This is a genomic window from Streptomyces sp. HUAS TT7 (genome assembly GCF_051550175.1).
Classification (GTDB): Bacteria; Actinomycetota; Actinomycetes; order Streptomycetales; family Streptomycetaceae; genus Streptomyces.
In genome coordinates this window covers 306,435-332,639 of sequence record NZ_CP196176.1, presented here as the reverse complement: position 1 = coordinate 332,639, position 26,205 = coordinate 306,435, and the positions used below count along the sequence as shown (strand labels likewise).

Sequence of the window (26,205 nt, the reverse complement as noted above, 5' to 3'; positions counted from 1 at the left end):
GGCCCCGGCATGCCGCCCCACATCCCGCCTAGCTGACGTCCCATTCGAGAGGAAAGTGCAACCCGTATGACCGAAATGATGCCGGAGCGGTGCAGGCCGAAGAGCTCCACCTCGCGTTCCGCCGCCTCGCAGAGCGCTGTGGAAGGCGTCGTCCCGCAGCCGCCGACCGCGCAGGAAATCGCGCAATGGAAGGGCGGTTCGAGCACGGCAATCATGGCCGACATCGGTCGGAAGTACGAGTACATCGCGGATGCGCCGACGCTGGCCGGCCCCGACATCGTGTATCGGTACAACGAAGTAGGGGCCGGTGCGGAAGCCCAGATCGCGCACTTGCAGGAGCTGAACCGGCAAGAGGTCCAGAGCCTGCTCTCGGAATGCAACGCCCTGCTCGACTCCATCGACGTACCGGCCCTGCGCGCGGAGGTCGACGCGATCCTGGCCGAGGAGAAGATGGAACGGCGCGTGGCCGCGGCCGCCGCCTACGCGGCCATCAAGTCCTATGCCCAGGAGCACGGATACCGGACTCACAAGACCTGGCAGCCCGACACCTCGATGCAGGGTCTCATCAGCCACTTCGAGGAGAACGAGCACCGAACCGCTGTCTCCAACGCGCAGAAGGACCATGAGGACAGGGTCCGCAACGCACAGAAGGACGCCGAGATCGCGGCCAAGTACGCGGCCCGGGACCGAGCCGCTGCCGAGCAGCAGGCCCACTTGGACGAGGTGAGGGAGCAGCTGGCGCGGGAGGCCGACGCGAAGCTGAAGGCCGCGCGCGAGGCGGAGAAGGGAAAGCAGCAAGCCCATTGGCAGTCCGAGCTGTCCGAGGCGACCAAGGCCGCACAGAAGGAGGACGCGCAGCGCTCGGTGCGGGCGAACGGGACGGTCGGTGACGTATGCGACCAGGCAGTCCAGGACCTGACGGATACCGTGCGGGAAAGTGCCACGTACTGGTCCATGGGGAAGGGGCTGGTCAACAAGTGGTTCGACAGAGGGGCGGCCGGCGTCGGAGTCACCGCCAAGGACCACCAGGGAAAGGCCGTGTCGGGTTCCGGGCTCGCGCTGCGCGCCGATCTGGCCGAATTGAAGAAAAGAGAAGAAAGCCACGGGGCGAACCCCATGGGCAAGAGCGCGGACCTGGTCTACAACGTCGGGCTGGGCGAGAAGCACCCGCAGTTCAAGGAAGGCGTTCTGAGGCCCAAGCTGGCGGCCTCCGCCAAGTATCTCGCCGAGGCCGACCAGGAGTCACAGCACAGAGCAGGGGCGACAGGACAGCTGACCAAGGCCGTCCTTGAGGGCGGGTTCACCGCGGCCAAGGCACCGAAGGCGGCGCCGGCCAAACCGGCCGGAACCCTGTCAGGAGCGCAGGCCATCGAACGACTGACGGCCAGGCTGCCGCTCATCCAGGGCGAGCAGGAAGCCGCGGAAGTGAGGAAGCAGCTGTCCGACGCGGTCGCGCGGGTGTTCTCGCAGCTGCCGATGGACGGTGCGGTCGCCAGGGCCTGCACCGTGCCGGAGTTCATGAAACTCGAAAGCCTCACGCGCCGGCGCCAGGAGGCGCTGGACGCCCTGGCCCGCATGCTGGAGATGTACAACGACCCGCGCCTCGCCGGTCAGTCGGACCGCCAGAAGGAACGCGAAGGCCTCGACGAGTTCGAGACCAAGGTGGTCGGTGACCTCAACCGGCAAGTGCTGGCCGCGAAGCGGGAGTTCTTCGCACAGGTCGAGGACAAGCAGGAGGAGATCGGCCGGGACTTCGCCCTGCAGGGCATTGCCCTGTCGCCGAAGCTGCGCCGTGTGATGGAGCTGACCGCGCTCCCGGACCTCCAGGTCCCCTGGACCGGGAACGACGCCGCCCGGGAGATCGACGCGGACGGGTTCGACCGCGAGGTGTCCGCCTACCTGACGAGGATGGGGCTCGCGTCCGGCGCGGAGCTGCTGCAGGTCCTCGGGGCCGAGGCCGTGCGCGCCCTGCCGGGATGCGCGGACCCGGTCCTCGACGCCGTCGGGCTGAACGCGGCCAGGCCTGCCGATTCCCTGGTGGCGGAGCGCACCAAGGCCCGTGCGCCCGAGGCCGCCCAGGCGGTACCGGAAGGCCAGTCCTCCTCCTTGGCGGACCTCGCGCGGGGCGCCTCCCGGCTGCCCAAGCTGGCCGGCCCCGTCTGGGTGGTCACCACCGCGCCCGGCTCGCTCGGAGCCAGCAGCCGGGTCGTCGCGTCGAAGGGGGACCGGACCGACGCCAAGGAGTTCCTGCCCTGGTCGCCCGAGATGTCGTACGAGTCCGCCGTCTCGAAGTTCTCCACCGACCTCACCTGCGCGGCCGCGCAGAAGGAACTCGAAAGGATCCGGGGAGACCTGCGGGACGCCGCGCTGGGCACCGTGGCCGGCGGGAAGATCACGCAACGTACGGTGAGGGCCTTCTTCGAGCTCGTGACCGGCGGGGTCGACCGCTTCACGAGCTCCACCGTGAGCGCCATGTCGAGCCTGACCCTGGACATGGCGAGCATCACGCTGGCGAGTGGCGGCCGCACCAGCCGTCTCGCCGGCCTCGGCCTGGACGTCCTGCGTGAAGCCCCGCTCGACTCGCTGCGCGAAGGCATGCAGGGGATCGGCCAGGAGATCTCCGAGGCGGCGGCCAAGGTCCAGGAGAAGCTGGGCTCGCTGCTCGAACAGCTCCCCGAGAACGTCCAGGAAGGCGTGGCCACGACCACGGAGGTGCTGGGCAGCATCTGGGAGACCTTCAAGGAGTTCTGCTCCGACATCAAGGCGAAGGTCGCCCGGCTGTGGGAGAAGATGGGCCCGCTGTGGGACAAGATCTCCGGCGTCTGCGAGAAGGTGGCCGCCTACCTGCCGGACATCAGGGAGCACCTCGACACCGCGCTGCGGGTCTTCCTGGAGAACGTGGCCGACCTGTGGGAGCGCCTGAAGAACCTCCAGGGCCTGTTCGACGGACTGCAGAGCCTGCTGAGCAGCGCACTGGAAGCCGCCGCTTCGAGCGTGCCGCTCAAGGCCCTCAAGGAAGTCCTCGCGGTGGCCAATCAGTGGGCCGCCGAAATGAGCGGCAAGTTCTTCATGAAGCTCAAGGGCGGCGAGGGCGAGGTCACAGGCGCGTTGAACGGGTTCAAGGAGCAGCTCTCCAAGCTTCAGGACATCACCGTCGAGTACGCCCTCAGCCGGTCACTGCGTGAAGTGAACAAGCCCCAGGTCGGGCAGAAGTTCCGGACCTGTGAGCCGGTCCTCGCCTTCCGCGACCAGGCCGCGGCGATCGACTACGCCATCAACCGGGCCAAGACCGAGCCCGGGGACCGCCACCTCGTGCTCTCCCGCATCGACCTCAACGACCAGAACGGCCGCGAACTGGGCCCCCTCGCCCAGGCCTCCGCCCACTCCCACGGGCAGAACGCCGTCCTGCTGGCCGGGGCCGAACTGGAGGTCACCCAGACCGAGGTCGTCGGAGGCATCCCGGGCGTCGGTGCCGTCGAGCTGAACCTGCTCACCGAGAACCTCGACCCGAAGACGGCCAAGACCGGTCTGGCCATCGAGGCGACCACGCTCGCGAACCTCTCCTGGCTCAAGGAGGCGCCCGAGTCCTCCAGCGGAGTGTTCGGACACCTGCTGGGGATCGGCACCAGCATGCACGCCGTCCACCAGATCTCCGGGTTCGTCATGGAGTACTACCAGGGCGACATGGAGCGGTTCGTGCGAGAGGTCCTGGGCGAGACGGCCGCAGGGCTGTGGACCGAGGCCAGGGACCGGTACGCGACCAAGGAGGACACCGCTCCGAAGCTCACGGACGAACTGCGGGCCTGGGCCACCACGTCCGGGGCCCGTGCCATCGGCCTCAACGAAGGGCTCGCCCAGCTGGTCGGGAACATAGCCCGCGGCGACGACGTGAAGAGCTGCCTCAAGGAGTTCCGTACGGCCCTGAAGGCGGAGGCGGGCCAGGAGAGCAGCACGAAGACGAAGATCATCCTGAAGTCCATCGAGCTTCTTGAGACCGCTCTGGACAAGTACCAGAAGCACAAGGAGAAGCAGGAAAGGATGGAGCAGGCCCAGAACGCGGCGCTGGTGATCGGAGCCGCTCTCGGGATGATCGAGACGATCATCAAGGTGGGCCCGGAGACCATCGTCGACAAGGTCCTGTCCACCGGCGGATTCACCGGCGCGGTCCTGCGCAGCGCCGTCGGCCAGCGTGTCATCGGCGGCTACGAGGGCTACACCTTCAACCAGCGCACCAACGGAACCACCGCCGCCGTCACCACCGCCGCGGTGTCCGGTGGACTGTCAGCGGTTCACTCGGCCGCCCTGGTCGGAGAGAGGATCTTCGGCCGCCTCAGCCTTCAGCAGGCAGGCCTGGCCATGGGGGCCGTGCAACTGCTCGTCACCAAGTACGGCGGCCTGGACCCACGGCTCCAGTACGTCATGAACGGAGCCATGGCCGGACTGACATTCGTCAACGCGGTGCGGCCGCTGGCCAAGTGGCCCGACGCGGCGGTGTCCGACGTGACGACGCTCCTGTCCTCCCTGGCCGGCGGCGCCGCCTCCTGTGCGGCGTCCGGTGTGAGCGCCGCGGCCTTCACCGTGACCGCCTGGGCGACCGGTTCGACCACTACGTACCGGTAGGGCGCGAACACCGCCCCGGTACGGGGGCAGACGCCCGACCCGCTCAGCCACCTGCCTCCGCCGGCGGCTCCGACGGCTTCGTGGAGTGGCTGGGGTCCGGGTCCGGGTGGGGCGTGGGAGTGGAGTGGGACGGGTCGGGCGCGGGCGGTGAAGTCGTGCGGCGGGTGGGCGGGGTGCTGGGGGTCGTGGGTGCCGACGGGGTCGGCCGGTACGACGGGGTGGGCTTGGGGGTGGGGGTCGGAGCGGGGGGCGGGGTCGGGAGCTTCAGGTCGAAGAAGGCCGTGGGGTTCGCGCCCAGGGCCTCCTTCGTGTAAGCGGCCCAGATCTTGGCGGGGTAGCCGCCGCCGCCCGCGCGCCCGCCGCCGCCGAGGCCGGTCAGGGTGACCTGCCGGCCTCCCTCGCCCTCGCCGAACAGGCCGACCACGGTGACCAGTTGGGGCGTGTACCCGGCGTACCAGGCGGACTTGTTGTCGTCGGAGGTGCCGGTCTTGCCGGCTGCGGCCGCCGTGAAGCCCGCCTCGCGCACCGCCTTGCCCGAGCCGTCGTCGACGACGCCGGACAGGACGGAGGTCACCGAGTCCGCGGCGTCGCGGCTGATGGACCGGCCGGGCTTCGGCATGCCCAGCCCGGGGTCCGCACCGCTGGCCCGCTTGACGGACTCCACGATGGTCGGGACGCCCGCCTGCCCGTGGTTGTCCAGGGTCGCGTAGGCGGCGGCCATGTCCAGGGGGCTCGCACCCATGGAGCCGAGCGAGATGGCCGGGTGGTTGGTGAACCCCGGGGTCGCGGTCATGCCCATGCCGATCGCCGTCGCCTTGACCCTGTCGAGACCCACATCGACGGCCATCTGCGCGAAGACAGAGTTCACGGAGCTGTCCATCGCGGACTGTACGGAGAGCTGCCCGTAGCTCCTCCTGTCCTCGTTCTCAGGATTGAAGGGGATGGAACTCCCCCGGACCGGGCGCTTGTTGGTGCCGTCGTACAGGGTCTCCGAGTCGATGTGCCGGCCGTCCTGGGTGGTGGAGTTGTGCTCCAGGGCCGCCGCGAGGATCAGCGGCTTGAAGGTGGAGGCGGGCTGGAAGTCCTGGCGGGTGGCGTTGTTGATGTAGTGCTTGAGGTAGTCGGTGCCGCCGTACAGGGCGAGCAGCTTCCCGGTCTTCGGGTCGAGGGACACCGCTCCGGCCTGCACGGCGCGGTCCGCGGGCCGGCTGCCCGGGCTGAGCTTGCCGGTCAGCTGTGACTGCACGGCCGCTTCCAGCGCCTTCTGCTTGGCCGGGTCCACGGTCAGGGTGATGGTCCAGCCGCCCGCGTCGAGCTTCTGCTCGTCGACGCCCCGGCGGAGCAGCTCGTCGTCGGCCGCCTTGATCAGATAGCCGGTCTGGCCCTTCAGGCCGGCGGTGGGCCTGGGCTCGGCGGGCACCGGGAAGGTGAGGGCGTCGCGCGCGCCCTTGTCGAGCCAGTTCTGCTTGACCATGTTGTCCAGGACGTAGTTCCAGCGCTCCTTGACCCGGGCCCTGCCCACCTCGGTCGCGCTCGCCCAGTCGTACTGGCTCGGGGCCTGGAGCAGCGCCGCGAGATAGGCGCCCTCGGCCACCGTGAGCTGCTTGGCGTCCTTGTTGTAGTACGCCCGGGCAGCCGCCTGCACACCGTACGAACGGCGCCCGAAATAGCTGGTGTTGAGGTAGCCGGCGAGTATCTCGTCCTTGGACTTCTCGCGGTCGACCTTGAGCGAGATGACGAGTTCCTTCGCCTTGCGCGTGACCGTCTGTTCCTGCGAGAGGTAGAAGTTCTTGACGTACTGCTGGGTGATGGTGGAACCACCCTGGGTGCCCCGGCCGAGCGCGGTGTTGACGAGGCCGCGGACGGTGCCGCTGAGCGAGACCCCGGAGTCGCTGTAGAAGTCCTTGTTCTCGGCGGCCAGCATGTCGTGCCGGACGTCCTCGGGTATCGCCTCCAGCGGCACGGACTCCCGGTTGACCTTTCCGGTGCGGGCGAGGACCTGCCCGTCCTTGGTCATGTAGACGTTGCTCTGCAACTGCGCCGCGGCGTTGCCCTCCGGCACGTCGACGTAGAGGTACAGCGAGACGAAGGCGCCGATGGTGAGCGCGCACACCGCGATCGCGTAGCCGAGCAGCTTGCGCCAGGTGAACCAGCGCCGCAGTCCCTTGCGCGGAGTGCGGCGGGAGCTTCTGCCGCGGCGGGCCGCCCTGCGCTGTGTGCCTCGTCGTCCCGCGCCTCGGCTCATGACTCCCGAACTCTCCGTGCGTGTACGTCCCGCTCCCCGCGCAACCCGCCGGCTGCGGCCCCCGTAGAGCCTGTGTCTGAACCCCGAGGGGCGCTGTCCGGCGCCAGTCTGGCACAAATCATAAGAAAGGCTCCCCTTGGCGGAACTTAAGCATCTTTAGCCCTCTTTCAGGTCGTTCGGTACACACTGCACGGCAGCCGCCGGTGCCAGACCGGAAGCCGAGCAGGAAAGGAGGGCCCATGCGCCACCCCGAAGGCACGGTCCTCCCCGGACAAGCTCCGCCCCGCGAGGCCGGATGCGCGGCGGGGGAGCCGCAGTTGGTGCGGCCCGATCCGCAGGAGCACCTCGCCTGGGCCGAAGGGCCGGAGGCCGGGGCCCTGGGCGGCGTCGGCTTCATGTAGATCCCGTCCTGGGGCCGGGTCAAGGAGGGCTGGGAGGCCGCGAGCATCCGCGACGCGGTCCGTGACGGCAGCGCGCGCCGACTGCGCGACTCGATGAGGCGTCGCCGCGGGCGACGCTGACCCGGTACCCCTCCAGTTCCGGCCACGTACTGACCGACTCCCGTACCCCCGGGTCGTCGTCGGCCACCAGGACGTGCAGGTCAGGAGCGGAGATGTAGGGGTTCTTTCATTCGATCGGAGTGGGGCCCTGCATGTGCTCGCTGATCCACTGGATCAGCCCGGCGGACTCCATGTTCGGCACGTAGGTCGCGGCGTTGTGCTTGCCGCCCTGGATGACGTCCAGCTTGGTGTGGATGGGGCCCTTCGTATAGCGCTTCACGAAGTCCTCGATGGGAGGCATGGCCGCGGTCTCCTTGGTGCCGACCTCGAAGGCGAGGTAGACGTCCGGGCGGCCGGACTTGATCAGCTTCGGGGCGAGGGCCTTGGGGTTGTTCTCCGCCTTCTCCTGATCGTGGCCCTTCCACAGGCGGGAGTCCGGAACGATGTCCGGGCCCGCCGCGATGACGGCCTTGAACCGGTCGGGCTTCTGCAGCACCGACTTCAGCCCCGCGAAGCCGCCGGTCGAGGCGCCCATGAAAGCCCAGCCGTCACGGGAGTTGACCGTGCGGAAGTTCTCCTTGACCAGGTCGGGCACGTCCTCGGTCAGCCAGGTGCCCATCTTCGGCTGGCCGGGGATGTCACTGCCGTCCCAGTACTGGCCCAGCTTGGGGTCCTTGGGGTCCCGGTCGTGGTCCTCGGGGTTGAGCACCGGCATGACGACGATGAACGGCAGGCTCTTGCCCTCCTTCGACCACTTGGCGATGCTCGCCTCCAGCTTGAGGTCGGGGCCCATCCAGTAGTTGTTCGGGTACCCGGATCCGCCCGGCAGGGCGATCATCACGGGGAAGCCGCTCTTCGCGTACTGCGGGTCCTTGTACTGCGGCGGCACCCAGACCCAGACCTTGCCCTTGAACCCGGACTTCTTGCCCTTGTACGTGGTGACCGCGATCTTGCTGCCGTCCTCCGGGACCGTGCCCGAGATCGTGAAGTCGGCCTTCGGACCGGTCGGCATGGAGGCTTTGGAACCGCTCGTTCCGCCGCCGCCCTGATTGTCGTCCTTGCCGAAGCTGATCGCGTCGCCCTTGTCGGAGAAGACCTCGAAGTAGTTGAGCACCGGCCACGCGGCCAGGCCGAGCACCGCCACGACGGCGGCCACGAGGACCCAGCGCCTGGTGCGCCGACGGCCTTGGACAGGGGGTGCCACGGTGTCGGGGGGTGTCATCGTCTGCGCTCCGCGGGGTGCTGGTGACTGAAGGCAGGGCGGTCCGTCCGGCCTGCTCAGGGCGGTGACCTGCCCTGAGGGACAAGTGCGTCCAGATATCTCAGAACCCACTAAGAGATCTCTAAGAGGGCGCGCCTGCGGAGCGGCTCAGTCGTCAGGGTCGGAGGGAGTGGGCGTGGGGGTGGGTGTGTGGGACGGCGGTGGCGAGGGCGGGGTGGGTGTGGGCGTGTGGGAGTGGGGCGGCTTGGAGGTGCGCGGAGGAGTCGGCTTGCCGGTGTACGGCCGGCTGGTCTGCGGTGGGCCGGGGCGGTAGGAGGGGCCGTCGGAGACCGGGGAGGTTACGTAGGGGTCCGTGCGGGGCGTCGGTGAGCCACTGACCTGGTCCTGCTGGGAGACCGCCGGGGACGGGTGGTTGGGCCCGGCCCCGCCGCCGCTGCCGTCCGTGCCCGGGGCGCCGAAGCTGCTCAGGGCAAGGGCTGTACCGCCGGCGGCGGCCAGCAGAGCGACCCCCCAGAGTGCGACGCGCAGCCCCGTCTTCCGGCGCGGCTCGGCACCGTCGTATCCGGCACCGTCCGGGTGGGCCCCCGGCCGCTGGACCGGCATGGCGGTGGTGGCTCCGGCCGGGCCGGTGGTGCCCATGGCGGGGGTGTGGGCGCCCTCGTGCATCAGCTCGACCGGGCCGGTGTTCCAGGTGCCGGTGTGGCCGCCCTGCGCCTGGAGCATCTGCAGGCCGTACTGGACCAGGCCGCGCATCTCCTCGGCGGACTGGAAACGGTCGTCCGGGTCCTTGGCGAGAGAACGCATGACCAGGCCGTCGAGTTCCGGCGGCGCGACATGGGTCACCTGCGACGGCGGCACCGGCATGTCCTGGACGTGCTGGTAGACCACGCTCAGCGGCGTCTCGCCCACGAACGGGGGCCGCAGCGCCAGGAGTTCGTACAGCAGGCAGCCGGTCGCGTACAGGTCGGAGCGGTGGTCGACGGCCTTGCCCAGCGCCTGCTCGGGCGACAGGTACTGCGGGGTGCCCATGACCATGCCGGTCTGCGTCATCGTCGACTGGGCGCCGTGCAGCGCCCGCGCGATGCCGAAGTCCATCACCTTGACCGCGCCCGTGTCCGTGATGATCACGTTGGCGGGCTTGATGTCACGGTGCACGATCCCGTGCTGGTGCGAGTACGCCAGCGCCTCAAGCACACCGGAGACGATGATCAGCGCCTGCTCCGGCGGCGGCGCGTCCGCGTCCACCAGCAGATCACGGATCGTGCGGCCCTCGACGAGCTCCATCACGATGTACGGGACGGTCTGACCGCCCACGAAATCCTCACCGGAGTCGTACACCGCCACCACCGCATGGTGGTTCAGCCCCGCCACCGACTGCGCCTCACGCGTGAACCGCGCCTTGGACACCGGGTCCTCGGCAAGATCCGCACGCAGCAGCTTCACGGCAACGGTACGGCCCAGGCGCACGTCCTCGGCGGCGAACACCTCCGCCATACCGCCACGCCCCAGCCGGTGAGTGAGGCGGTAACGGCCGTCGCCGACGAACTGGTCGACAGCCACATGATGGTCCGCTGGCTCGGCATCCATCGGTTCTCACATCACCCCTGACCGTGCCGCGGACTGCGCGCATTCTGATCCCCCGTCACCGGCCCATCCTGCGCAAGCACTCCGAACCCGCCACTGGGCGTCCCTCCATCGTGACCCGGCCGGTCGGCCACCCGGTGGGACCACAAGTCCCGTGATCGCCGCCGAAAGTCCCGGTTGTGTCAGGGAGTGGCCGGGCAGGCGGCCCTCTTCGACGGCCGGGGCTCCTTCGCGCGGGAAGGGGAACCCGGTGGGGCGTGCGGTGCGTTCAGCAGGAGTCGCCCTCGGGCTCGCCGGGCCGGGCTACGTAGAGGAGCGTTGTGGGTGTCGGTGCGGGGCCGCGTCGTCCGCGGTGACAGTCGCCCACTGGGGTGCTGAGCGAGGGAGGATCCAGGTGAACGGGACGGCCGTTGACGAGTCCGGCCTGCCGTACGGGCGCTGGACCTCGGCGAGCGACCCCGACGCGTTCGCGGGTGTCCGTGGCTCGGGTGCGGGGCATGGGTAACCGCGGGCTGGGCTCCACTGCGCCCGCGCGCGACCAGCCCCTACCCACCGGGACCCGGCCCCCCGCTGCCCCGGGAAGGCGTGGTCAGAGTGGTCGGGCCGAGCGGCGCAGGCTCGCCCGCAAAGTGAAGCGGCGCAGACGCCGGTCGGCGGTGCGCGAGATACCCCTGCTGATCGTGGTGGTCCTGCTCGTCGCGCTGGTCCTGAAGACGTTCCTGGTGCAGGCCTTCGTCATTCCGTCCGGTTCGATGCAGCCGACGCTCACCATCGGCGACCGGGTGCTCGTGGACAAGCTCACCCCGTGGTTCGGCTCGAAGCCGGAGCGGGGCGAGGTCGTCGTGTTCAAGGACCCCGGCGGCTGGCTCAGCGACGAACAGAAGACGCCTCCCGGCGAGGACCCGGTCGTCGTCAAGCAGATCAAGCAGGGCCTGACGTCCGTCGGCCTGCTGCCCTCCGACAACGAGCAGGACCTCATCAAGCGGGTCATCGGGGTCGGCGGTGACACCGTGGAGTGCAAGGGCACCGGCCCGTTGAAGGTCAACGGCAAGGCGTTGGACGAGCCGTACGTCTTCCCCGGCAACACCCCGTGCAGTGACGACGGAAGGGGTGGCCAGTTCAAGGTCACCGTCCCCCGGGGCAAGATCTGGGTGATGGGCGACCACCGCCAGGCGTCGGGGGACTCCCGCTACCACCAGAGCGGGCCGGGCGGCGGCGCCGTCTCCACCGACGAGGTCGTCGGCCGCGCTTTCACCATCGCCTGGCCGCTGAGCCGCATCGACCGGCTCGGCGTCCCCGACTCCTTCGACCAGTCCGGCCTGAGCACGATGGACGTGGCCGCCCCGGCTGCGGTCGGCCTCGTAGGCGCAGGGCCGTTGGTGCTGTGGCGCCGCCGCCGCCGGCTTTGCCGGTGAGTGGAGAACCGGCTCTCAGGCCGCCACGTCCTTGCCCGTCTCCTCGGCTTCTTCGGCTTCGCGGCCCGGCGCCGGCAGGTCGAACTTGGTGATCACGAAGCGGAAGATTGCGTCGCTACCCGCTCACTTCCCCTTCGCCACCAGCCCCTTGAAGTCCTCCGCCGAGATGGCCGCCTGGGCGTTGTTGATCACGTTCAGGCGCCGGCCGTCGAGGAAGACGGCCGGGGTGCCGGACGGGCCGGTCAGGCCGGCCTTCTTCCAGGCCTCGGCGAGGTCCTTGCCCGTGGCCTTGTCGACCTTGGCCGTCCACGGCAGATACGTGCCGTCGTTCACGGCCTTCTTCATCGCGGCCTGGTCCAGGCCCGGCACCTTCGCGGCGAGGGAGAGCAGCTTGTCCTGGTCGGCGAAGGTGTCCTCGCGCTCGTCCGGCTGGTCCTTGTACAGCTCGGCGTGGAGCGCCGCGAACTGCTTGGTGCCCTGGTTCAGCGCCGCGCCCAGCGCGCCGAGCGCGCTCTTGGAGCCGCTGCCGCCGAAGTTGTCGTCCAGGAACGTGGCGATGTGGTACTGGATCTTGTACTTGCCGTCGTCGGCCAGCTGCTGCATCGTCGCGCCGAGGCCGCGCTCCACGATCCCGCAGAACGGGCAGCGCGGGTCCTCGTAGACGTCGAGAGTGCGCTTGGCGGCCGGGTCGCCGTACGTGATGACGGTGCCGTCGGTGCCCGAGGTGTGCTGCGGGACGACCAGCGGACCCTTCAGGGCGGCCGCCACGGCGGCGTCGGTCTTTGCGCCGCCGGAACCGGTGACCGCGATGACCACGCCGGTGAGCAGCGCGGCCCCGCCGAGCACCGCGCCCGAGACGATCAGCCGCCGGTACAGCCGCTCCTTCTTGGCCCGTGCCGCGCGCTCGGCCTGCATCCGCGCCCGTGCGTTGCCTTTGCCCTTCAAGCCACTCGTCCCTCGGTTCGGCCCCCGCGCTCCTGCCATCCCTCCATCGTGACCAGCCGGATCGTGTGCCGCTGAGGACCGCAGGTCACCTTGTGCCAGGACGAAAGTCACCTGTCCGCTCCAGGAGGGCGGCATCCGGGAAGGGGTGGGCCCCAAGGCCCGACCGCCCCCGCCAGAGCGCGGGCGCCCGCTACGGCTCTTCCACCGCTGTTCCCGTCACCTGCCCCTCCCGCAGCAACCGCCACATCTGCCCCCGGCGCAGCTTCCCGCTCGTGGTGCGCTTCAGGAGGCCGCGCCGGCCCGTGACGAGCGTGAGGGCGGGTTCGGGGCCCAGTTCGTTCCTGAGGAGTTCCGTCACCGCCTGTGCCCAGGGGCCGGGCGGTGTTTCGACGAAGACGGCGAGGCCGGGGCGGCCCTGGTCGTTGACGGCCACCACCCCCACCCGGTCCTTGTCCACGCCGGCCGCCGCGGCCACCTTCGCGTCGAGGTCGTCGACGTACACGCTGCGACCGCGCAGCTTCAGGCTGTCTCCCATCCGGCCCAGCACGAACAGCTCGCCGTTGTGCCGGAACCCGGCGTCCCCGGTGCGGAGTTCGCCGTCGACGAACCGGGTGGAGGAGCCCTCCCTGCCGCCGTGATAGCCGCCCGCGACCGAGCTGCCGGTCACCGCGATCTCGCCGAGGCGCCCTTCGGGCAGCGGGTGCCCGTCGTCGTCGAGGACGCGTACGTGGATGTCGTCCCCGGCATGCGGCGCTCCGTGCCCGATCAGCCAGCCGGAGCCGGGCTCGACGACCCGGTCGCCGAACTTCGCCTCCTCCTCGACCGTCACGGCCTCCCCGATGCGCAGTGCCGCCCAGTCCGGGCGGACCAGGATGACCGGGGCGTCGGCGCCGGTCACCGCGAGGGTGTTCTCGGCGAGGCCGTACGCCGGCAGGAAGGAGTCGCGGGAGAACCCGGCCGGTTCCATGCGGCGGGCGAACGCGTCGAGGGCCGCGGGGTCGATGGCCTCCGCCCCCACGAACACCGAGCGCAAGCCCGACAGGTCCAGCTTCGCGAGGCGCTGTGGGCGGATGCGCCGGGCCGCATAGGCGAACGCGAAGGACGGGGCCGCCGTGTGGGCCGCCTTCCCCGGCGCGAAGCAGGCGAGCCAGCGCGCGGGATCGCGGATGAACTGTTCCGGCCGCATCAGCCACAGCGGGGACTGCGCGGCGACGGGGAAGAGGCAGCAGCCGATCAGCCCCATGTCGTGGTGCAGGGGAAGCCAGGATGCGGTGCCGTCGCCGTCCCGCCAGCCGACCATGCGGCCCTGTACGGCATGGTTGGCCGCGATGTTCGCCCAGGAGACCCGCACGCCGCGCGGCTCGCCGGTGGAGCCCGAGGTGAACTGGAGCAGCGCAGTCCCGGCCGCCGGGACGACCTCCGCCTCCACGGCGCCTTCCCGGGGCAGCCACGGCCCGTCCTCCCGGCCCGCCCGGTCCATCGCCCGCGCGACCAGTGGCGCGAGCTCCTCGGCGGCGACCACGAGCGAGGGCTCGGCCTGCCGCAGGATGGCGGCGACGTACGCGACGTACTCCTCATCCGGCTGGAAGGAGGGCGGGACGAGCGGAGAGACCGTGGCGCCCGCCGCCCACGCGCCGAACAGCGCCGACAGGAAGTCGCGCCCGCTGGGCAGGATCAGACACACGACGGAGCCGGGTCGCACCCCGGCCGCCGTCATGGCGGTCGCGGTACGACGGGCCGAGGCCGCCAGCTCGCGGTACGGGACGAACTCCCAGCCGTCCGACTCGTCGGCCAAGTGCACACCCTGCTCCGAGTGCGGGGCCGTCAGCCAGGACAGGAGACGTGACATCGCGGCACCTCCTCCTATCACTCGACGGCCGAGGGCGCGAGCACGGGCTCGGCGTGTGCCGCCCCGAGCCGTCCCAGGTACGGGAAGAAGCGGCCGGTGTGGCCGATGTACGCGACGTACTCCGCGCCGAACTCCGAGGCGGAGAGCCGCCGTTCCTCCACCGCGGCCGTCTTGTTGAGCGCGGCGAAGCCGTAGACGGCCAGGACGAGCGTGACCGGGTGCGGGAACGCGAAGAGCCCGGACAGGAAGGCGAGCAGGAACGCCGCGTAGAAGGGGTGCCGGATGCGGCGGTAGGCGCCGTATGTCACCAGGTGGCGCGGGGCGTCGTCGGCCTGGTGCCACAGGGCCAGCGGGATGCGGTGCGTGCCCAGGGTCATGAAGATCAGCGCGATGGAGGCCACGTTGAGGACCACCGCGACCAGGGTCCCTCCGGTGAGCCAGGCGTCGTCGGCCAGTGGCTGCCAGCCGAGCAGGACCGCCACCGCGATGAACACCGGGCACAGGAAGAACGGCAGCGCCGTCAGCCACCACTTGGCGTTGAGCCGGCCGTCGGTGCGGAAGAAGACTCTCGGCAGGGCGCCGATGAAGGTGAAGTTCAGCAGGAGAAGGAGGAGCGCGGGGCCGTTCACGTGCGGCTTGTTCCTTTCTGGGGTGAGGAGTTGGGGGTGGGCTCGAAGGGCGCGGCGGGCTGCGGACGCACCGGACGGCGGCGGCTGGGCAGCCACCAGTTCCAGTCGCCCATGAGCTGCATCGCGGCGGGTACGACGACCAGGCGAATGACCGTGGCGTCGAGCGCGATGGCGACGGCGAGGCCGAGGCCGAGCTGCTGGATCGGCATGATCCCGGTGAACGCGAACGCGCCGAACACCGCCACCATCAGCAGTGCGGCGCCCGAGATCAGGGGCGCGGTGGCGGCCATGCCGCCCGCGACGCTCGCGGTGTTGTCCGCGCCGCCGTCGTACTCCTCCCGGATGCGGTGGAGCAGGAACACCTCGTAGTCGGTGCTCAGGCTGAACAGGATCGCCAGGAGCAGTACGGGGACGAAGTTCTGGAGGTGGCCGAACTCCTGGAAGCCGAGGAGATCGGCGGCCCAGGAGTGCTGGAACACCAGCACCAGTACGCCGTAAGTGGCGCCCAGGGAAAGGAGGTTGATGAGGATCGCCTTGACCGGGAGCAGGAGCGACCGGAACGCGATCAGGAGCAGCAGGTAGATCACCGCGAGCATCACGACGACCACCGCGGGCAGTGCGTCCTCGATGGCTGCGTTGGCGTCGACGCCCTCCGCCGTCTCGCCGCCCACCACGGCCCGCAGACCCGAGCCGTCCAGGTCGTGGGCGAGCGAGCGCATCGAGGTGACCAGGGCGCGGGAGTCGGGGCTGGACGCCTGGCCGTCGGAGAGGACCTCCAGGACCAGGGTGCGCCGGTCGGCCGAGACGTAGCGGTCGACGGCGGCGCGGGCGTCGCCGGGCAGCCGGGCGAAGGCCGCCGGGTCGAGGGCGGCGAACGGCCGCTGCGGGCTCGCCCTCCGCAGTGTCTCCAGCGGCGAGTTGACGCCGGTGACGTGGGGGAGCGCGGCCAGCTCGTCGTGGAGCGTGAGCACACGGCCGCTGTCCGGTGACGTGCCGAGTGGGGTGTCCGAGGTGACGACCACTTGGTGGGGCGAGGCGGCGCCGGGCCCGAACTGCGCCCGCATGGCGTCGAATCCGGCCCGTACCGGGGAGGACTCGGGCACGATCCGCGCGTCCGGCGTGAAGGTGCGCAGCGACAGCGAGGGGGCCGCGAGCGCGGCCATGGCGAGGACCGCGATGCTCAGGAAGAACACCGGGCGGCGCATGATTCCCCGCGCCACGCGCTGCCAGCGGTCGCTGGGCGCCGCCGGGCCGGAAGGCGCCCCGCCTCGCCGCGAGCGCCGGCCCAGCGCCCCGAGGCCTGCGGGCAGCCGCCCCCACAGGATGCGGTCGCCGAGCAGTACGAGCACCAGGGGCAGGACGGCCACGGACGCGAGGACGGCGAAGGCGACCACGATGACGATGCCGAGCGCGATCGACTGGATGACGTTGAGGCCCACCAGGAACAGGCTGGACATCGCCAGGGCGACGATGAGCCCGGAGAAGACGACCGTCTTCCCACTGGTGCGCAGCGTCGCGGCGAGGGCCGCCGTACGGTCGCGGCCCCGGCGGAGCTCGTCGACGTACCGGGAGATGACGAAGAGCGAATAGTCGACGCTCACCCCGAGACCGATCATCGTGGCGGCGTTCTCCACGAACACCGACAGCTCGAAGTGGCGCGCGAGCAGCGAGACCACCCCGAGCGTGAACACGATCGCCGTCGCGGACACCACGAACGACACCACCGCGGCGGCCACACCCCGGTACAGGAGCAGCAGGATCACCAGGAGCAGCGGGAACGTGATGAGTTCGGCCTGTTGCAGCCCCGACTGGCTGAGCGTATTGATCTCGCCCCACAGCGTTCCGGCGCTGACCAGCGACACGCGCAGCCCGTCCGGCGCCCAGTGGCGGTCGATCTCCTCCTGCACGTCCGGCAGTACGCGCCGTGCGGTGCCGTCGTCAAGCTTCAGCCCGACGAGGGTGACGGCGGTGCGCCCGTCCTTGCCGAGGAACTGCCCCCGGTTCTCGGACGACAGGGTGGTCCAGCCGTAACTGCCCACCGTCTGAAGCCTCTTGTCGCTGGTGACCTCGGCAGTGGCCTGGCGCACCCGCTGCTCGAAGGCCGGGCTCGTGGCCGTGTTCCGCTCGTCCGTGATCACCAGGGTCAGATTGCTCGCACCCCGGTCCGCGAAGCCTGAACGGGTGGCGGCGATCGCCTCCTGGGACCCGGAGCCGGGGACGTACCAGCCGCCCCCGCTCAGCCGGTCGGCCAGCGGCAGCGCGGCCACCCCGGCCGCGACCAGCGCCACCAGCCAGCAGGCGAGGATGGGCCACCGGAAGCGGGTCAGCACCCGGATCCAGCGCTCCGGCACGTTCGCCCGGGGGCTCAGGACCGGACTCCCACCAGGGCGGCGAGATCGCCGAGCGTGATGACCTCGCGCAGCTCGTGCTGGGTGAAGACCGTGTCGAACTCCTCCTGGAGGTCGACCGCCATCTCCACCAACAGGAAGCTGTCGGCGGCCAGTTCACGCAGTTTGGTCTCTGGCGTGAGCTTCTCCACCGGTATGGAGAGCGTCGAGGTCACGCGCTCGGCGACATCGGCGAAGGTGAGGGCGGGCACAGGGCTCTCGCTTTCTGGTTGGGGCTGGGTCGGGACGGCCGCATTCTCGAAGGCGACGGCACCTGACAGATGGCCGCCTTGGAGCCGGGTGCTCGTGTACGCGAAGGTGCGGTCGGGGTGTGGTCGCGCGCGGGCCCGACCGTGGTGGGCGGCCGGATCGGCCGTGAGGTAGTCGCACAGAACGGTGTGGCGGTTGTCCGGGTCGGCCTTGAAGAGCGCCTCCTTGACGGTCCACAGCCGCAGCTGTTCGGAGGCCCGTACGGAGAGGGGGAGCGAGGTGAGCCAAGCCTGCTCACGCTCGTCGAGGAAGAACCGGGAGGTGTCCACGCGGGCCGCCCGAGCATGCTCCAGATCGACCCCAACTCCCTTGGGAATCATGTTGGTTGAGGCTGCAATGCATCCCGCCGCCACGGCCGCGCCCTCGATGTGGGAGAGCGAGACCCGAGGGTGCGGGAAGGCGTACGAGGTGGTGTCTCCCGGCAGCCCGAGCAGAGCAAGGAGCAGCCGCAGGGCGCGCCGGGAGACCAGCCACCGCGTACGGGCCCGGCGGGGGAGGGCGTCGAACTGCTCCCGCTCCCGCGCGGACAGGGTGTGGGTGGCGAGCGGCCGCTCGTTCCACACGACGAGCAGTTTCATGGCCTGGTCGCACCTGTCGAGGTTCGGCGCGGGGTCATCACGCCACCCCCTCGTCGTCCTGGCCGAGGAAGACGACCCGCTCCCCGTACTCGGCCAGCGTCTTCGCGTAGACCTCTTCGTCGGCGGCGGTGAACCGGGCGAGGGTGTCGTCGATGGTCTCCTGGCCGTATCGGCTCGCCATGTCCTGGAGTGCGTCACGTACGTACTTCACGTGCCACCGCTCGTCCTCCATGATCGTCTCGATCGTCTGCCGGACACGCGGATGGATGTCGGGCGCCCGCAGGTGCCGTCGGTACTGGCCGATCACCCGCTTCTCGAAGACCTGGGTGATGGCCATGACCTCCATCAGGTTGGCAGGCAGGCCGACCGCGTCGAGGTACCGGTCCTGGTAGGAGCCGCGCAGCTTCTGCGCGTGGTGGCCGAGGTCCTCGATGCACTGCGTCCAGTACTTGGCGTGGTTGGCCTCGTCGGCGAAGTGGTGGGTGACGTCCGCCTGGAGGGGGCTGCCGCGCAGGGTCCGGGCGACGCGGCCGAAGAAGAGGGCGCCGTTGATCTCGGACGAGCGGTAGTAGCTGATCAGCCACAGGTCGTTCTCGGACAGGGCCATGCGGGGATCGCCTTTCAACTCGCTGATCCGATCGGGTTGTTCGTGGCCCCCGGAGTCGCTTCCGGCTGGCCTTCCGGCTCGCTGCGGCGGCCCCAGCGGGTCGCGACGAGCCGGGCGCAGGTTGCTTCCGCCAGGGCGATCGGATCGGGCGCCGCATAGCCGGGCCAGGCGGCCCGCAGCGCCGTGTTGTGGAACGTCTTCGGCAGGTACAGCTGATGGGCGAAGGGGGAGACCGACGCCAGCGACTGGTGCATGGGACCGGCCCGCAGCACGCCGGCGGCGCCCAGGAGGTCCTCGAAGCTCTCCTCATCGCACGGCACGGGCCGCAGCACTCCGCGCCGCCGGAACGCCTCGTCCCGCTCGAACACGTCGAAGGCGGTGTCGATCAGCTCGCCGAGCGAGGCCGTGTCGGCCGGGTCCGGGCACACGTGGTAGATGCCGCCCGCGACCGCCGGGTCCAGGAGCCGGGTCACCGCCGCGACGGTGAACTCGGAGGTCGCCAGGCTCAGTGGAGTCTCCCGCTCGCCCGGTACGAGCGAGAGGAGCCCGTAGTGGAAGAGCTTCAGGGTGTTGTGGAACACGTTGTACTGGGTGACGCGGCCGGTGTCGTCGTCCGCGACCAGGGTGGGCAGACGCAGCACGGACACCGGCAGCTCCACGGCAGCGTCGAGCACTAGTTCCTCGGCGGCCCACTTCGACCACTCGTAGTGGTTGACGAAGCCGGAGTCGGTCAGCCGTTCCTCGCGGACCGCGCCGCGACGCCGTCCCGCCGCGTAGAGCGTGGACAGCAGGGCGAACCTCTGGAGGTGCTCGCAGCGGGCCGCGAAGGCCAGCACGCGGGCGGTGCCCTCGACATTCACCCGCCGCGCCGCGTCGCGCGGTGTGTTGAAGCGGGTGAGTGCGGCGGCGTGGACTATCCGGGTCACAGTCCCGGGATCGATTTCCGCCAGTACCTCGTCCCGGGTGACGTCTGCGGCCACCACCCGGGTGCGGTGCCTGGCCTCCTCGCCGAGCTCGTCCCTCAACAGCCGCTGTTTGACGGAGAGTTCACTGCCATCGGCGGCGCGTACGGCGAGGACGAGGTGGTCGTCGCCCTCGGCGAGCAGGGCGGCGGCGAGGCGGCGGCCGAGGTAGCCGTCGGCGCCGGTGATGAGCGTGGTTCCGTTCATGCCGGGCCTCCGCCGAGCGCCGCGCACACCTCGGTCGCCGCCCGCTCCACGTCGGGCCAGGCTGCCGGGTCGGTGCCGTGCCGGTCGACGAGGGCGAAGAGCCAGCGCTCGATGCCGAAGGCGAGGCACGCGCTGTGCGCCGGCGCCCCGTCGAGCGTCAGGTCGAAGCTCTCGCCGAAGTGGTCGTGGTGGCGGTTGACGGACGCGATCGCCAGGTCGCCGCCGTACGTGGCCTCGAACTTGACCGGGTCGACGCGCTGGAGCAGATAGCGCGGATTGTCGCGCGGCCGGAAGAAGGGGTCCGTCGCGGCCTGCCACTCAAGCCCGATGCCGACCCGCTCGCAGAACGCGTCGACGGCCGCCGTCGCCGACCGGAGGAAGGCCGCCGTGTCCTCGGCCCGGCCCAGGCACACGACCTCGCGCATGCGGAAGCTGCTGAGCCGGCGCAGCGGCACGTACTCCCGCTCGTGCCGGAAGCAGGTGTTGCGGGTGGTTACGCACTGCGGCCCGTCCAGCGCCTGTCCCTGGCGGTCGTCGTAGACGTGGTAGCAGGCGGCCGGGGTCAGGACCTCCGACACGGGCGACAACTCGGTGAGGCGCACGGAGCCGTCCGGGGCGAGGACGGGGCCGTCGAGGAAGGCACGGAGGTTGGTGTCCTCGGGGCTCAGGCGCGCGGTGAAGGCCGCCTGGTGGGGGAAGGACCGCAGGTAGTCGGCCCGCTGGAGCGCTTGCGCCGACATCGACGCCGGGTGGTGCTCTTCCTCGGCCCGCCACAGCCCGGAAAGCCGCACGAAGGCCCGGTCGCAGGACTCCGCGAGCCGCAGCAGCGGGCCACGCAGCGTGGCCTGCCCCGAGGCCCGCCAGGACAGCCCGATGCGGAACAACTCGGTAGAAGTGTCCAGGGAGTTGATGGTCACGACGCGGCTCCGGCTCGCCCGAAACGGAGCACCATCGCATCGATGGACCGGAAGTCCCGGGGGTTGAGCTCCTCGACGTCGACGGGCACCCCGGAAAGACGCTCCAGGAGCAGGATCAGCTCGGGCAGGTGGATCGACCTGATGTGCCGCTGCTCGAAGAGCGCGGTGTCGTCGTCGATGGTCACGCCCTCCGGGGCCTTGGTCCGCACCCAGGTGTGCAGGCCGTCACGGAGTTCCTGGTCAGAACGCATCAGCGGGCTCCTTGTCGAGAATCCCCGTCGTGGTGAGGAAGCCCAGCACCTTCTGCGACACCGCGCGGCGGTGCTCGCGCTGCGCGGGTGCCGCCCACGCCTGCTCGGCGACCTCCCACGGGTCCGCGCAGCCGGTGTCGGCGTACACGTCGGGGTTGTAGTACTCCCGCCAACTGGTGGTGAAGTGCTGGTGGAGGTGGGCGCGGATCTCCGCCACGATGGCGTCGTCCCAGGACGGCGCGCACGCCTCCCACAGGGCGGTCACCAGACGGCGGCCGAAGACGAGGTGGCGGGACTCCTCGAAGTGGTGGTTGTGATTGATGAACCGCGCCACTGGGTGCAGCCGCAGGTCCCGCGACTGCACCCAGTTGTAGTGGTCCACGATCTCCTCGAAGACCATGGTCTTGGTGAAGAAGAGGAAGTCCTCGACGTCACGGGGCCACGGATCGTGCGACTCCGCGAAGGAGAACTGACGGCTGCGGTACACCTTCGCGTACCGGGTGCAGAACCCGCCGAAGAAGACGCTGTGCTTGTTCTCCTCGTCGAGGAAGTGGTGCAGGTACTCGGCGACGTCCAGCAGATCCTTGCGGTAGAGACGCTCGGCCAGGCCCTGCATCAGGCCCTTCTCGCCGTGGATGTTGAGGCTGTAGAAGTTGGCCGCCTCGTGGAAGGCGAGCCGCCGCCGGGACTTCTCGTCGAGCCGCTCCCAGTGCTCGGTGCCGTACAGGCTCAGATACTCGGGGGAGCTGAACCACTCCTCCTCCGGTCTTACCTCGTCCGGCCACTCCACCGTGGCGTACGGATTCTGGTACGAGCGCTGCGAAAGGTGGCTGAGCCGGTCGACGGTCGGGCCGAGCGAGGCGAGCGCCTCGGCGAGGCGGGCTTTGCGGTCGTGCGTGGTACTCAAGCGGTCCTCATCGTGGTGGGTCGGTCGGGGCCGGGCGGACGACGGGGCTCGGGCGGCGTAGGGGGTGGTCCACGGCCGTACCGGTGCTCCGGCGGTTCAGGAGTGGGTCACCGCGTCGGTGGCCTGGAGGATCAGGCACTGCCAGTTCAGTCCGAACCCCGCCATGACCAGCGCGATCCGCTGGCCCGGGCGCACCTGCCCGCCGGCCAGCAGCTCGGCGAGGTTGACGATGTTGTCGGCGGAGATGACATGGCCGACGTCCGGCATGGAGGAGAAGAAGACCTTCTCGTACGGGACACCGAGCAGCCGCGCCAGGATCTGCCACGCCTTGTCGTTGGTGTTCTGGGTGACCACCCAGTCGAGGTCGGCCGAGGTGAGCCCCGCGCGCTCCAGGGTCTCGCGCACGAGGCGGTGGGTGTACGCGAAGTAGCTGCCCACCGTCTCGTCGTCGCCCGCCTGTCCGAGCCCGCCGTTGGTGATCTGATGGGCCGTCACCAGGCGGAAGGCGCCGGGCGTCCGACTGGTGATGCAGGCGGCGGCACCGTCGGAGATCAAGTTGTACGCCTGCTCGTAGGTGGCGCCCTCGGGGAAGCGGTCGGCCGTGACACACAGCACCCGCTCCCACTCCGGCTCCGCTCGCAACAGCGCGGCGGCCAGCCGGACCGAGCCCAGCATGGCGGTGCAGGCCTGCTGGTTGAGCCCGAAGACGACGGCCTTGGACAGCCCGAAGTCGGCCTGGAGGCGGCTGGCGGGGAAGTCCATGAGGTGCTTGACGTCCCGGCTGCGTTCCCACTGTCCGTGGTCGCCCGCGTTGGCGTTGCCGGGCAGACAGGTCGCGTACACGATGGCGTCGACCTCGCCGAGCCGCCCGGACTGGGCGAGCTGTCCGGTCACCCGCTTGGCCAGGTCGTAGGCGCTGGTGGTCGGCGCGCACATGTGGTGCCAGCGGAAGCCGGCGGACTCCAGGTCCTGCGGGTCCGAGACCAGCCGGCCGTCGGCGGCCGACTCGTGGACGAGCGTTTTGCGCTCGCCCAGCGCGTAGACGAACGAGTCGACGAATACCTCCGTCACTGACAACTCCCCAGCACATCCTCGCGAACGGCACATCCCCACGGCCCGTCGCCGCCCGCACCGTCGCGGACGGGATCACCGGTCGGGGAAGCCCGTTGCACTCATCCAGAAGCCAGAACAGGTCCTTCGCTGAAGACGCGCGCACCCCCTGGTGCGTCTCCGAACCCTCGTTCCATGCTTGCGTCCGGGCGCAGCCGGGTCGATGGTCGCCTGCTGCGGGTTGAGGGGGTGCGATTGTGCGGGGAGCACAACGGGGCGGGTCCAGCCGACGAGCGTCGTGCCCCGCCGGGGGCTCAGGGCGTCCTGGCTTCCGTATGCGGGGTCGCGGCCTGTGGCAGGGTGTGCACGGCCACCAGCGCCATCCGGCAGGCGAGCCGATGGCGGTCGTCGTCCAGCGGGGCGCCGGTGAGGGCCTCGATGCGGCGCAGCCGGTTCAGTACGGTGTTGCGGTGGCAGTGCAGTTCTTCGGCGGCCCGGGCTGCCGAACAGCCGCAGTGGAACCACGAGTCCAAGGTGTCCAGAAGCAGCGTCCGCTCCTCCGGCACGCAGTCGAGGAGCCCGCCGAGCGTGCGCTGCGCCAGCCGTTCGGCGACGTGCGGGCTGGTCACCACGAACGCTTCGAGCAGCCGGTCGTCGAAGGCGGCGACGCCGACGGAGCCGCACGGGAGGGTCTGCAACGCGGTCTCCGCGCAGCGGAAGGCGGCCGCGAGGTCGGCGAGTCCGTCGACCTCGCTGGAGATGCCCACCCGCTGCCCCGGCCGCCCCGCCGAGAGCTCGTCCACGAGCCGGCGCATCGGGGTGCGTCCCAACTCCAGTACGCCCACGACCTGGCCGGCCCGCAGCCGCCAGATTGCCTGGACGGAGTGGGAGGGCAGGACGGGAAACCGCGTCGGCTCCGGGGCGGCACCCGCGTCCATGGCGACCACGACGAACCGGCCGCGCGAGGGCAGGCCGAACGCGGCACGGGCCTCGGCGGCGACGAGGGGCTCGACCCCGCGCCCCTCGACCAGCGCGTCGAAGAGCGCGTCCCGGCGTGCCGAGTCCTGGCGGCGTGCGTCGCTCTCCGCCGCGCGGTAGCCCTCGACCAGCGCGGACGAGTAGCTGTCGAGCACCTCCCACACCAGAGCGCTCTCGTCGAGGAGGCGTTGCAGTGTCTCGGACGACTGCGCCCGCGCCTCGTCGAACAGCTTCTCCCAGAGGAACTGGGTGCCAAGGCGGTACATCCGCAGCATCGCCTCCATGGCCACGCCCTCCTGGGCCCGGCAGTGCCCCCACGCCATGGGCACGGCGAGCGGATCGCCCTGCGGCGCGGGAACGTCCACGACGCACCGGAGAAAGCCGAGGGCGTGCTCGCGCACCGAACGCCTGATGTCGGCCACGGGCACATCGGCGAAGTACCGTACGTCCCGCTCCCGCGCCACTTCCACCAGTTCGTCGACGAGTTGGGGCACCCGGGGTATCAGCGCTCCGGCGAGCCGGGGGACCACGGAATCGCCCCGCCCCAGCGTCCGTAGCGGCTGTGTCCCACCCGATGTGTCCCGGCGAACACCCTTGCCGGTGCCGGGCAGCACTGCGCCCATGGGGGTGGATAACGGCATGCGAGCCCTCCGTGCGTTGCGTACATCGGCCGTCCACCGCCGACGGCCACCGTGCGCAACACTACGAGGCGTGACGACGGGGTTTCCCTTCGCGCACGGCGATGTGGCCGGTAGCGCTCACTGCCCCCGGCGCCGCCAACCGGCCTCGCTCCGCCTGACGTTCTGTGAACTATGGGCGGTGATCAGGCCCTTGGTCATGAGTCAAGGGGCTTTCGGCAGGGGATGAGTCCTGTTTCACCGGATAACTTCGATGATGCGCCCGTGCATCGAGCGGATCCCCTTCGCGACGGGATGACGTCGAAGAAGGGGGAGAGGCAACTGCCGCGACGAAGAGTGTCTCAATCCTTCATGCCGACGGGCGCCTAGCGGACGTGGTGCCCGCCGCCGTCGGACGCCCCGCACCGACCTGCCTCTCTTGACCGCCGTACTGCGGCTCTTCGTAACGCGAGGCGTCCCGCGATCGGAGCTGCTGACGGTTCGTCATATCAGGCCAATCGACAGGAAAGCGGATTCACCATGACAAGGACTGTCACCATCGCGTCCGGCGGCACGGCAGAGGGCGCGACGCTCACCGTGGAGGAGGTGGCACATCCGGCGCCGCGAGGCTCGGCGCAACCAACCGCCTCGCCCGAAGGGACGAGCAACCGCCTCGGCAGGCCCGGGTACTTCAGCCCCTCACGCGGGACCTTTCGACGTCTCGACTCCGGCCGCAGACGCGGACAATGGAGGCAACCCCGGGCCGTTGCCGCCGGTCCGCCCCCGACCAGGGACGTCGGGCAGTCGGTCACGGGGTTGCACGCCGTACGTCTCGTACAGGGCCCACGCGGCGACGTCCTGCCGGCGCACTCGGTGACTCCGGCGGAGCGTCGCGGCGCGGGGTCCGCGAGCCCGACCGATGAACGCGCCTCCGCCCGTCGTCCCCCTGAGGATCATGACCGTCGACGACCTCCCGATGCCCGCCGCCTCCCGACGCCGCCGCCCGCGCAGTCCGCACTCCGGCGCGTCCCCGGCCCCGGCCCCGCTGTCGCGCCAGGCGGCCTGTACCGAGGCGGACGCCGCACTGTTCTATCCCCCGCACTACACCCGTCAGGGCCTGGAAGAGGTCCTCGCCCTGTGCGCGGGCTGTCCGGTGCGGGCCCTGTGTCTGGAGCATGCCCGCAACATGCCGGAGCGCTTCGGTATTTGGGGCGGTACCACCCCCTTCGAGCGCGGCTGGGACAAGTACGGCAAGCGGCTCGACCGACGCCGCGCCACCGGGGCCGGGCCGTCATCCGACCGGGCCCCGGCCGCCGACAGCCACCCGCAGGCCGCTTGAACTGAAACGGCATGGGGTGTCTCCCACCCGGGGCACCTCAAGGCGGGCGAGGATTGAACGGCGCCTCTGCGCAGGGGAGTTGGACGAGGCCCTGGCCGCGGCCGGAGGGCACTTGGTCGTGCAAAG

At 70.4% G+C, this 26,205-nt stretch carries 19 protein-coding genes; 4 read left to right on the top strand and 15 right to left on the bottom strand.

All coding sequences use genetic code 11. The features are described from left to right. Window positions 1-66: 66 nt before the first annotated feature. The gene (locus tag ACSHXC_RS41860; protein ID WP_438297491.1) at window positions 67-4,620 is read left to right on the top strand and encodes a hypothetical protein; all 4,554 of its coding nucleotides are present in this window, start codon (window positions 67-69) and stop codon (window positions 4,618-4,620) included. 43 nt (window positions 4,621-4,663) lie between these two features. On the opposite strand, the gene ACSHXC_RS41855 is transcribed toward ACSHXC_RS41860, so the two are convergent. Further along, window positions 4,664-6,865, bottom strand: coding sequence for a transglycosylase domain-containing protein (locus tag ACSHXC_RS41855; RefSeq protein WP_438297489.1), 2,202 nt, complete (start codon window positions 6,863-6,865; stop codon window positions 4,664-4,666). Between the two features lie 239 nt (window positions 6,866-7,104). On the opposite strand from ACSHXC_RS41855, the gene ACSHXC_RS41850 reads away from it, so the two are divergent. Beyond that, entirely contained in the window at window positions 7,105-7,266 is a 162-nt protein-coding gene (locus ACSHXC_RS41850; protein WP_438297487.1) for a hypothetical protein, read from the top strand. 226 nt (window positions 7,267-7,492) lie between these two features. Here ACSHXC_RS41850 and ACSHXC_RS41845 read toward each other — a convergent pair whose 3' ends face one another. Beyond that, the gene (locus ACSHXC_RS41845; protein WP_438297485.1) at window positions 7,493-8,587 is read right to left on the bottom strand and encodes an alpha/beta hydrolase; all 1,095 of its coding nucleotides are present in this window, start codon (window positions 8,585-8,587) and stop codon (window positions 7,493-7,495) included. Window positions 8,588-8,734: 147 nt separating this feature from the next. Further along, window positions 8,735-10,174, bottom strand: a complete 1,440-nt coding sequence (locus ACSHXC_RS41840) for a protein kinase domain-containing protein (protein ID WP_438297483.1) — start codon at window positions 10,172-10,174, stop codon at window positions 8,735-8,737. 494 nt (window positions 10,175-10,668) lie between these two features. Between ACSHXC_RS41840 and lepB the strand changes: the two genes are divergently transcribed. Continuing rightward, the gene (lepB, locus tag ACSHXC_RS41835) at window positions 10,669-11,586 is read left to right on the top strand and encodes a signal peptidase I (RefSeq protein ID WP_438297482.1); all 918 of its coding nucleotides are present in this window, start codon (window positions 10,669-10,671) and stop codon (window positions 11,584-11,586) included. Window positions 11,587-11,709: 123 nt separating this feature from the next. On the opposite strand, the gene ACSHXC_RS41830 is transcribed toward lepB, so the two are convergent. From ACSHXC_RS41830 to ACSHXC_RS41775, 12 genes are all read right to left on the bottom strand, one after another. Beyond that, entirely contained in the window at window positions 11,710-12,531 is an 822-nt protein-coding gene (locus ACSHXC_RS41830) for a thioredoxin domain-containing protein (RefSeq protein ID WP_438297480.1), read from the bottom strand. Between the two features lie 190 nt (window positions 12,532-12,721). Then, window positions 12,722-14,380, bottom strand: a complete 1,659-nt coding sequence (locus ACSHXC_RS41825; RefSeq protein ID WP_438297478.1) for an AMP-binding protein — start codon at window positions 14,378-14,380, stop codon at window positions 12,722-12,724. Between the two features lie 17 nt (window positions 14,381-14,397). Continuing rightward, window positions 14,398-15,009, bottom strand: a complete 612-nt coding sequence (locus ACSHXC_RS41820; RefSeq protein ID WP_438297477.1) for a methyltransferase family protein — start codon at window positions 15,007-15,009, stop codon at window positions 14,398-14,400. Continuing rightward, entirely contained in the window at window positions 15,006-17,360 is a 2,355-nt protein-coding gene (locus ACSHXC_RS41815) for an MMPL family transporter (protein ID WP_438297475.1), read from the bottom strand. The genes ACSHXC_RS41820 and ACSHXC_RS41815 overlap by 4 nt, the downstream gene beginning before the upstream one ends. Window positions 17,361-17,374: 14 nt before the next feature. Beyond that, window positions 17,375-18,244, bottom strand: a complete 870-nt coding sequence (locus ACSHXC_RS41810; RefSeq protein WP_438297473.1) for a 4'-phosphopantetheinyl transferase superfamily protein — start codon at window positions 18,242-18,244, stop codon at window positions 17,375-17,377. A gap of 37 nt (window positions 18,245-18,281) precedes the next feature. Beyond that, entirely contained in the window at window positions 18,282-18,851 is a 570-nt protein-coding gene (locus tag ACSHXC_RS41805; RefSeq protein ID WP_438297471.1) for a ferritin-like domain-containing protein, read from the bottom strand. A gap of 14 nt (window positions 18,852-18,865) precedes the next feature. Beyond that, window positions 18,866-20,020, bottom strand: coding sequence for an SDR family oxidoreductase (locus tag ACSHXC_RS41800; protein ID WP_438297469.1), 1,155 nt, complete (start codon window positions 20,018-20,020; stop codon window positions 18,866-18,868). Next, entirely contained in the window at window positions 20,017-20,937 is a 921-nt protein-coding gene (locus ACSHXC_RS41795; RefSeq protein WP_438297468.1) for a hypothetical protein, read from the bottom strand. Before ACSHXC_RS41795 ends, ACSHXC_RS41800 begins: the two co-directional genes overlap by 4 nt. Further along, window positions 20,934-21,188, bottom strand: coding sequence for an acyl carrier protein (locus ACSHXC_RS41790; protein WP_438297466.1), 255 nt, complete (start codon window positions 21,186-21,188; stop codon window positions 20,934-20,936). Before ACSHXC_RS41790 ends, ACSHXC_RS41795 begins: the two co-directional genes overlap by 4 nt. Then, window positions 21,178-22,095: a diiron oxygenase gene (locus ACSHXC_RS41785; protein ID WP_438297465.1), complete on the bottom strand. Its 918-nt coding sequence runs from the start codon at window positions 22,093-22,095 to the stop codon at window positions 21,178-21,180. Before ACSHXC_RS41785 ends, ACSHXC_RS41790 begins: the two co-directional genes overlap by 11 nt. Before the next feature lie 96 nt (window positions 22,096-22,191). Beyond that, window positions 22,192-23,166 carry a 3-oxoacyl-[acyl-carrier-protein] synthase III C-terminal domain-containing protein gene (locus tag ACSHXC_RS41780; protein ID WP_438297463.1) on the bottom strand — a complete coding sequence of 325 codons (975 nt, stop codon included), beginning with the start codon at window positions 23,164-23,166 and terminating at the stop codon, window positions 22,192-22,194. 293 nt (window positions 23,167-23,459) lie between these two features. Next, complete coding sequence (locus ACSHXC_RS41775; RefSeq protein WP_438297461.1) at window positions 23,460-24,764, bottom strand: PucR family transcriptional regulator; 1,305 nt, start codon at window positions 24,762-24,764, stop codon at window positions 23,460-23,462. A gap of 931 nt (window positions 24,765-25,695) precedes the next feature. Between ACSHXC_RS41775 and ACSHXC_RS41770 the strand changes: the two genes are divergently transcribed. Then, complete coding sequence (locus ACSHXC_RS41770; protein WP_438297459.1) at window positions 25,696-26,079, top strand: WhiB family transcriptional regulator; 384 nt, start codon at window positions 25,696-25,698, stop codon at window positions 26,077-26,079. The last annotated feature ends 126 nt before the right edge of the window (window positions 26,080-26,205 follow it).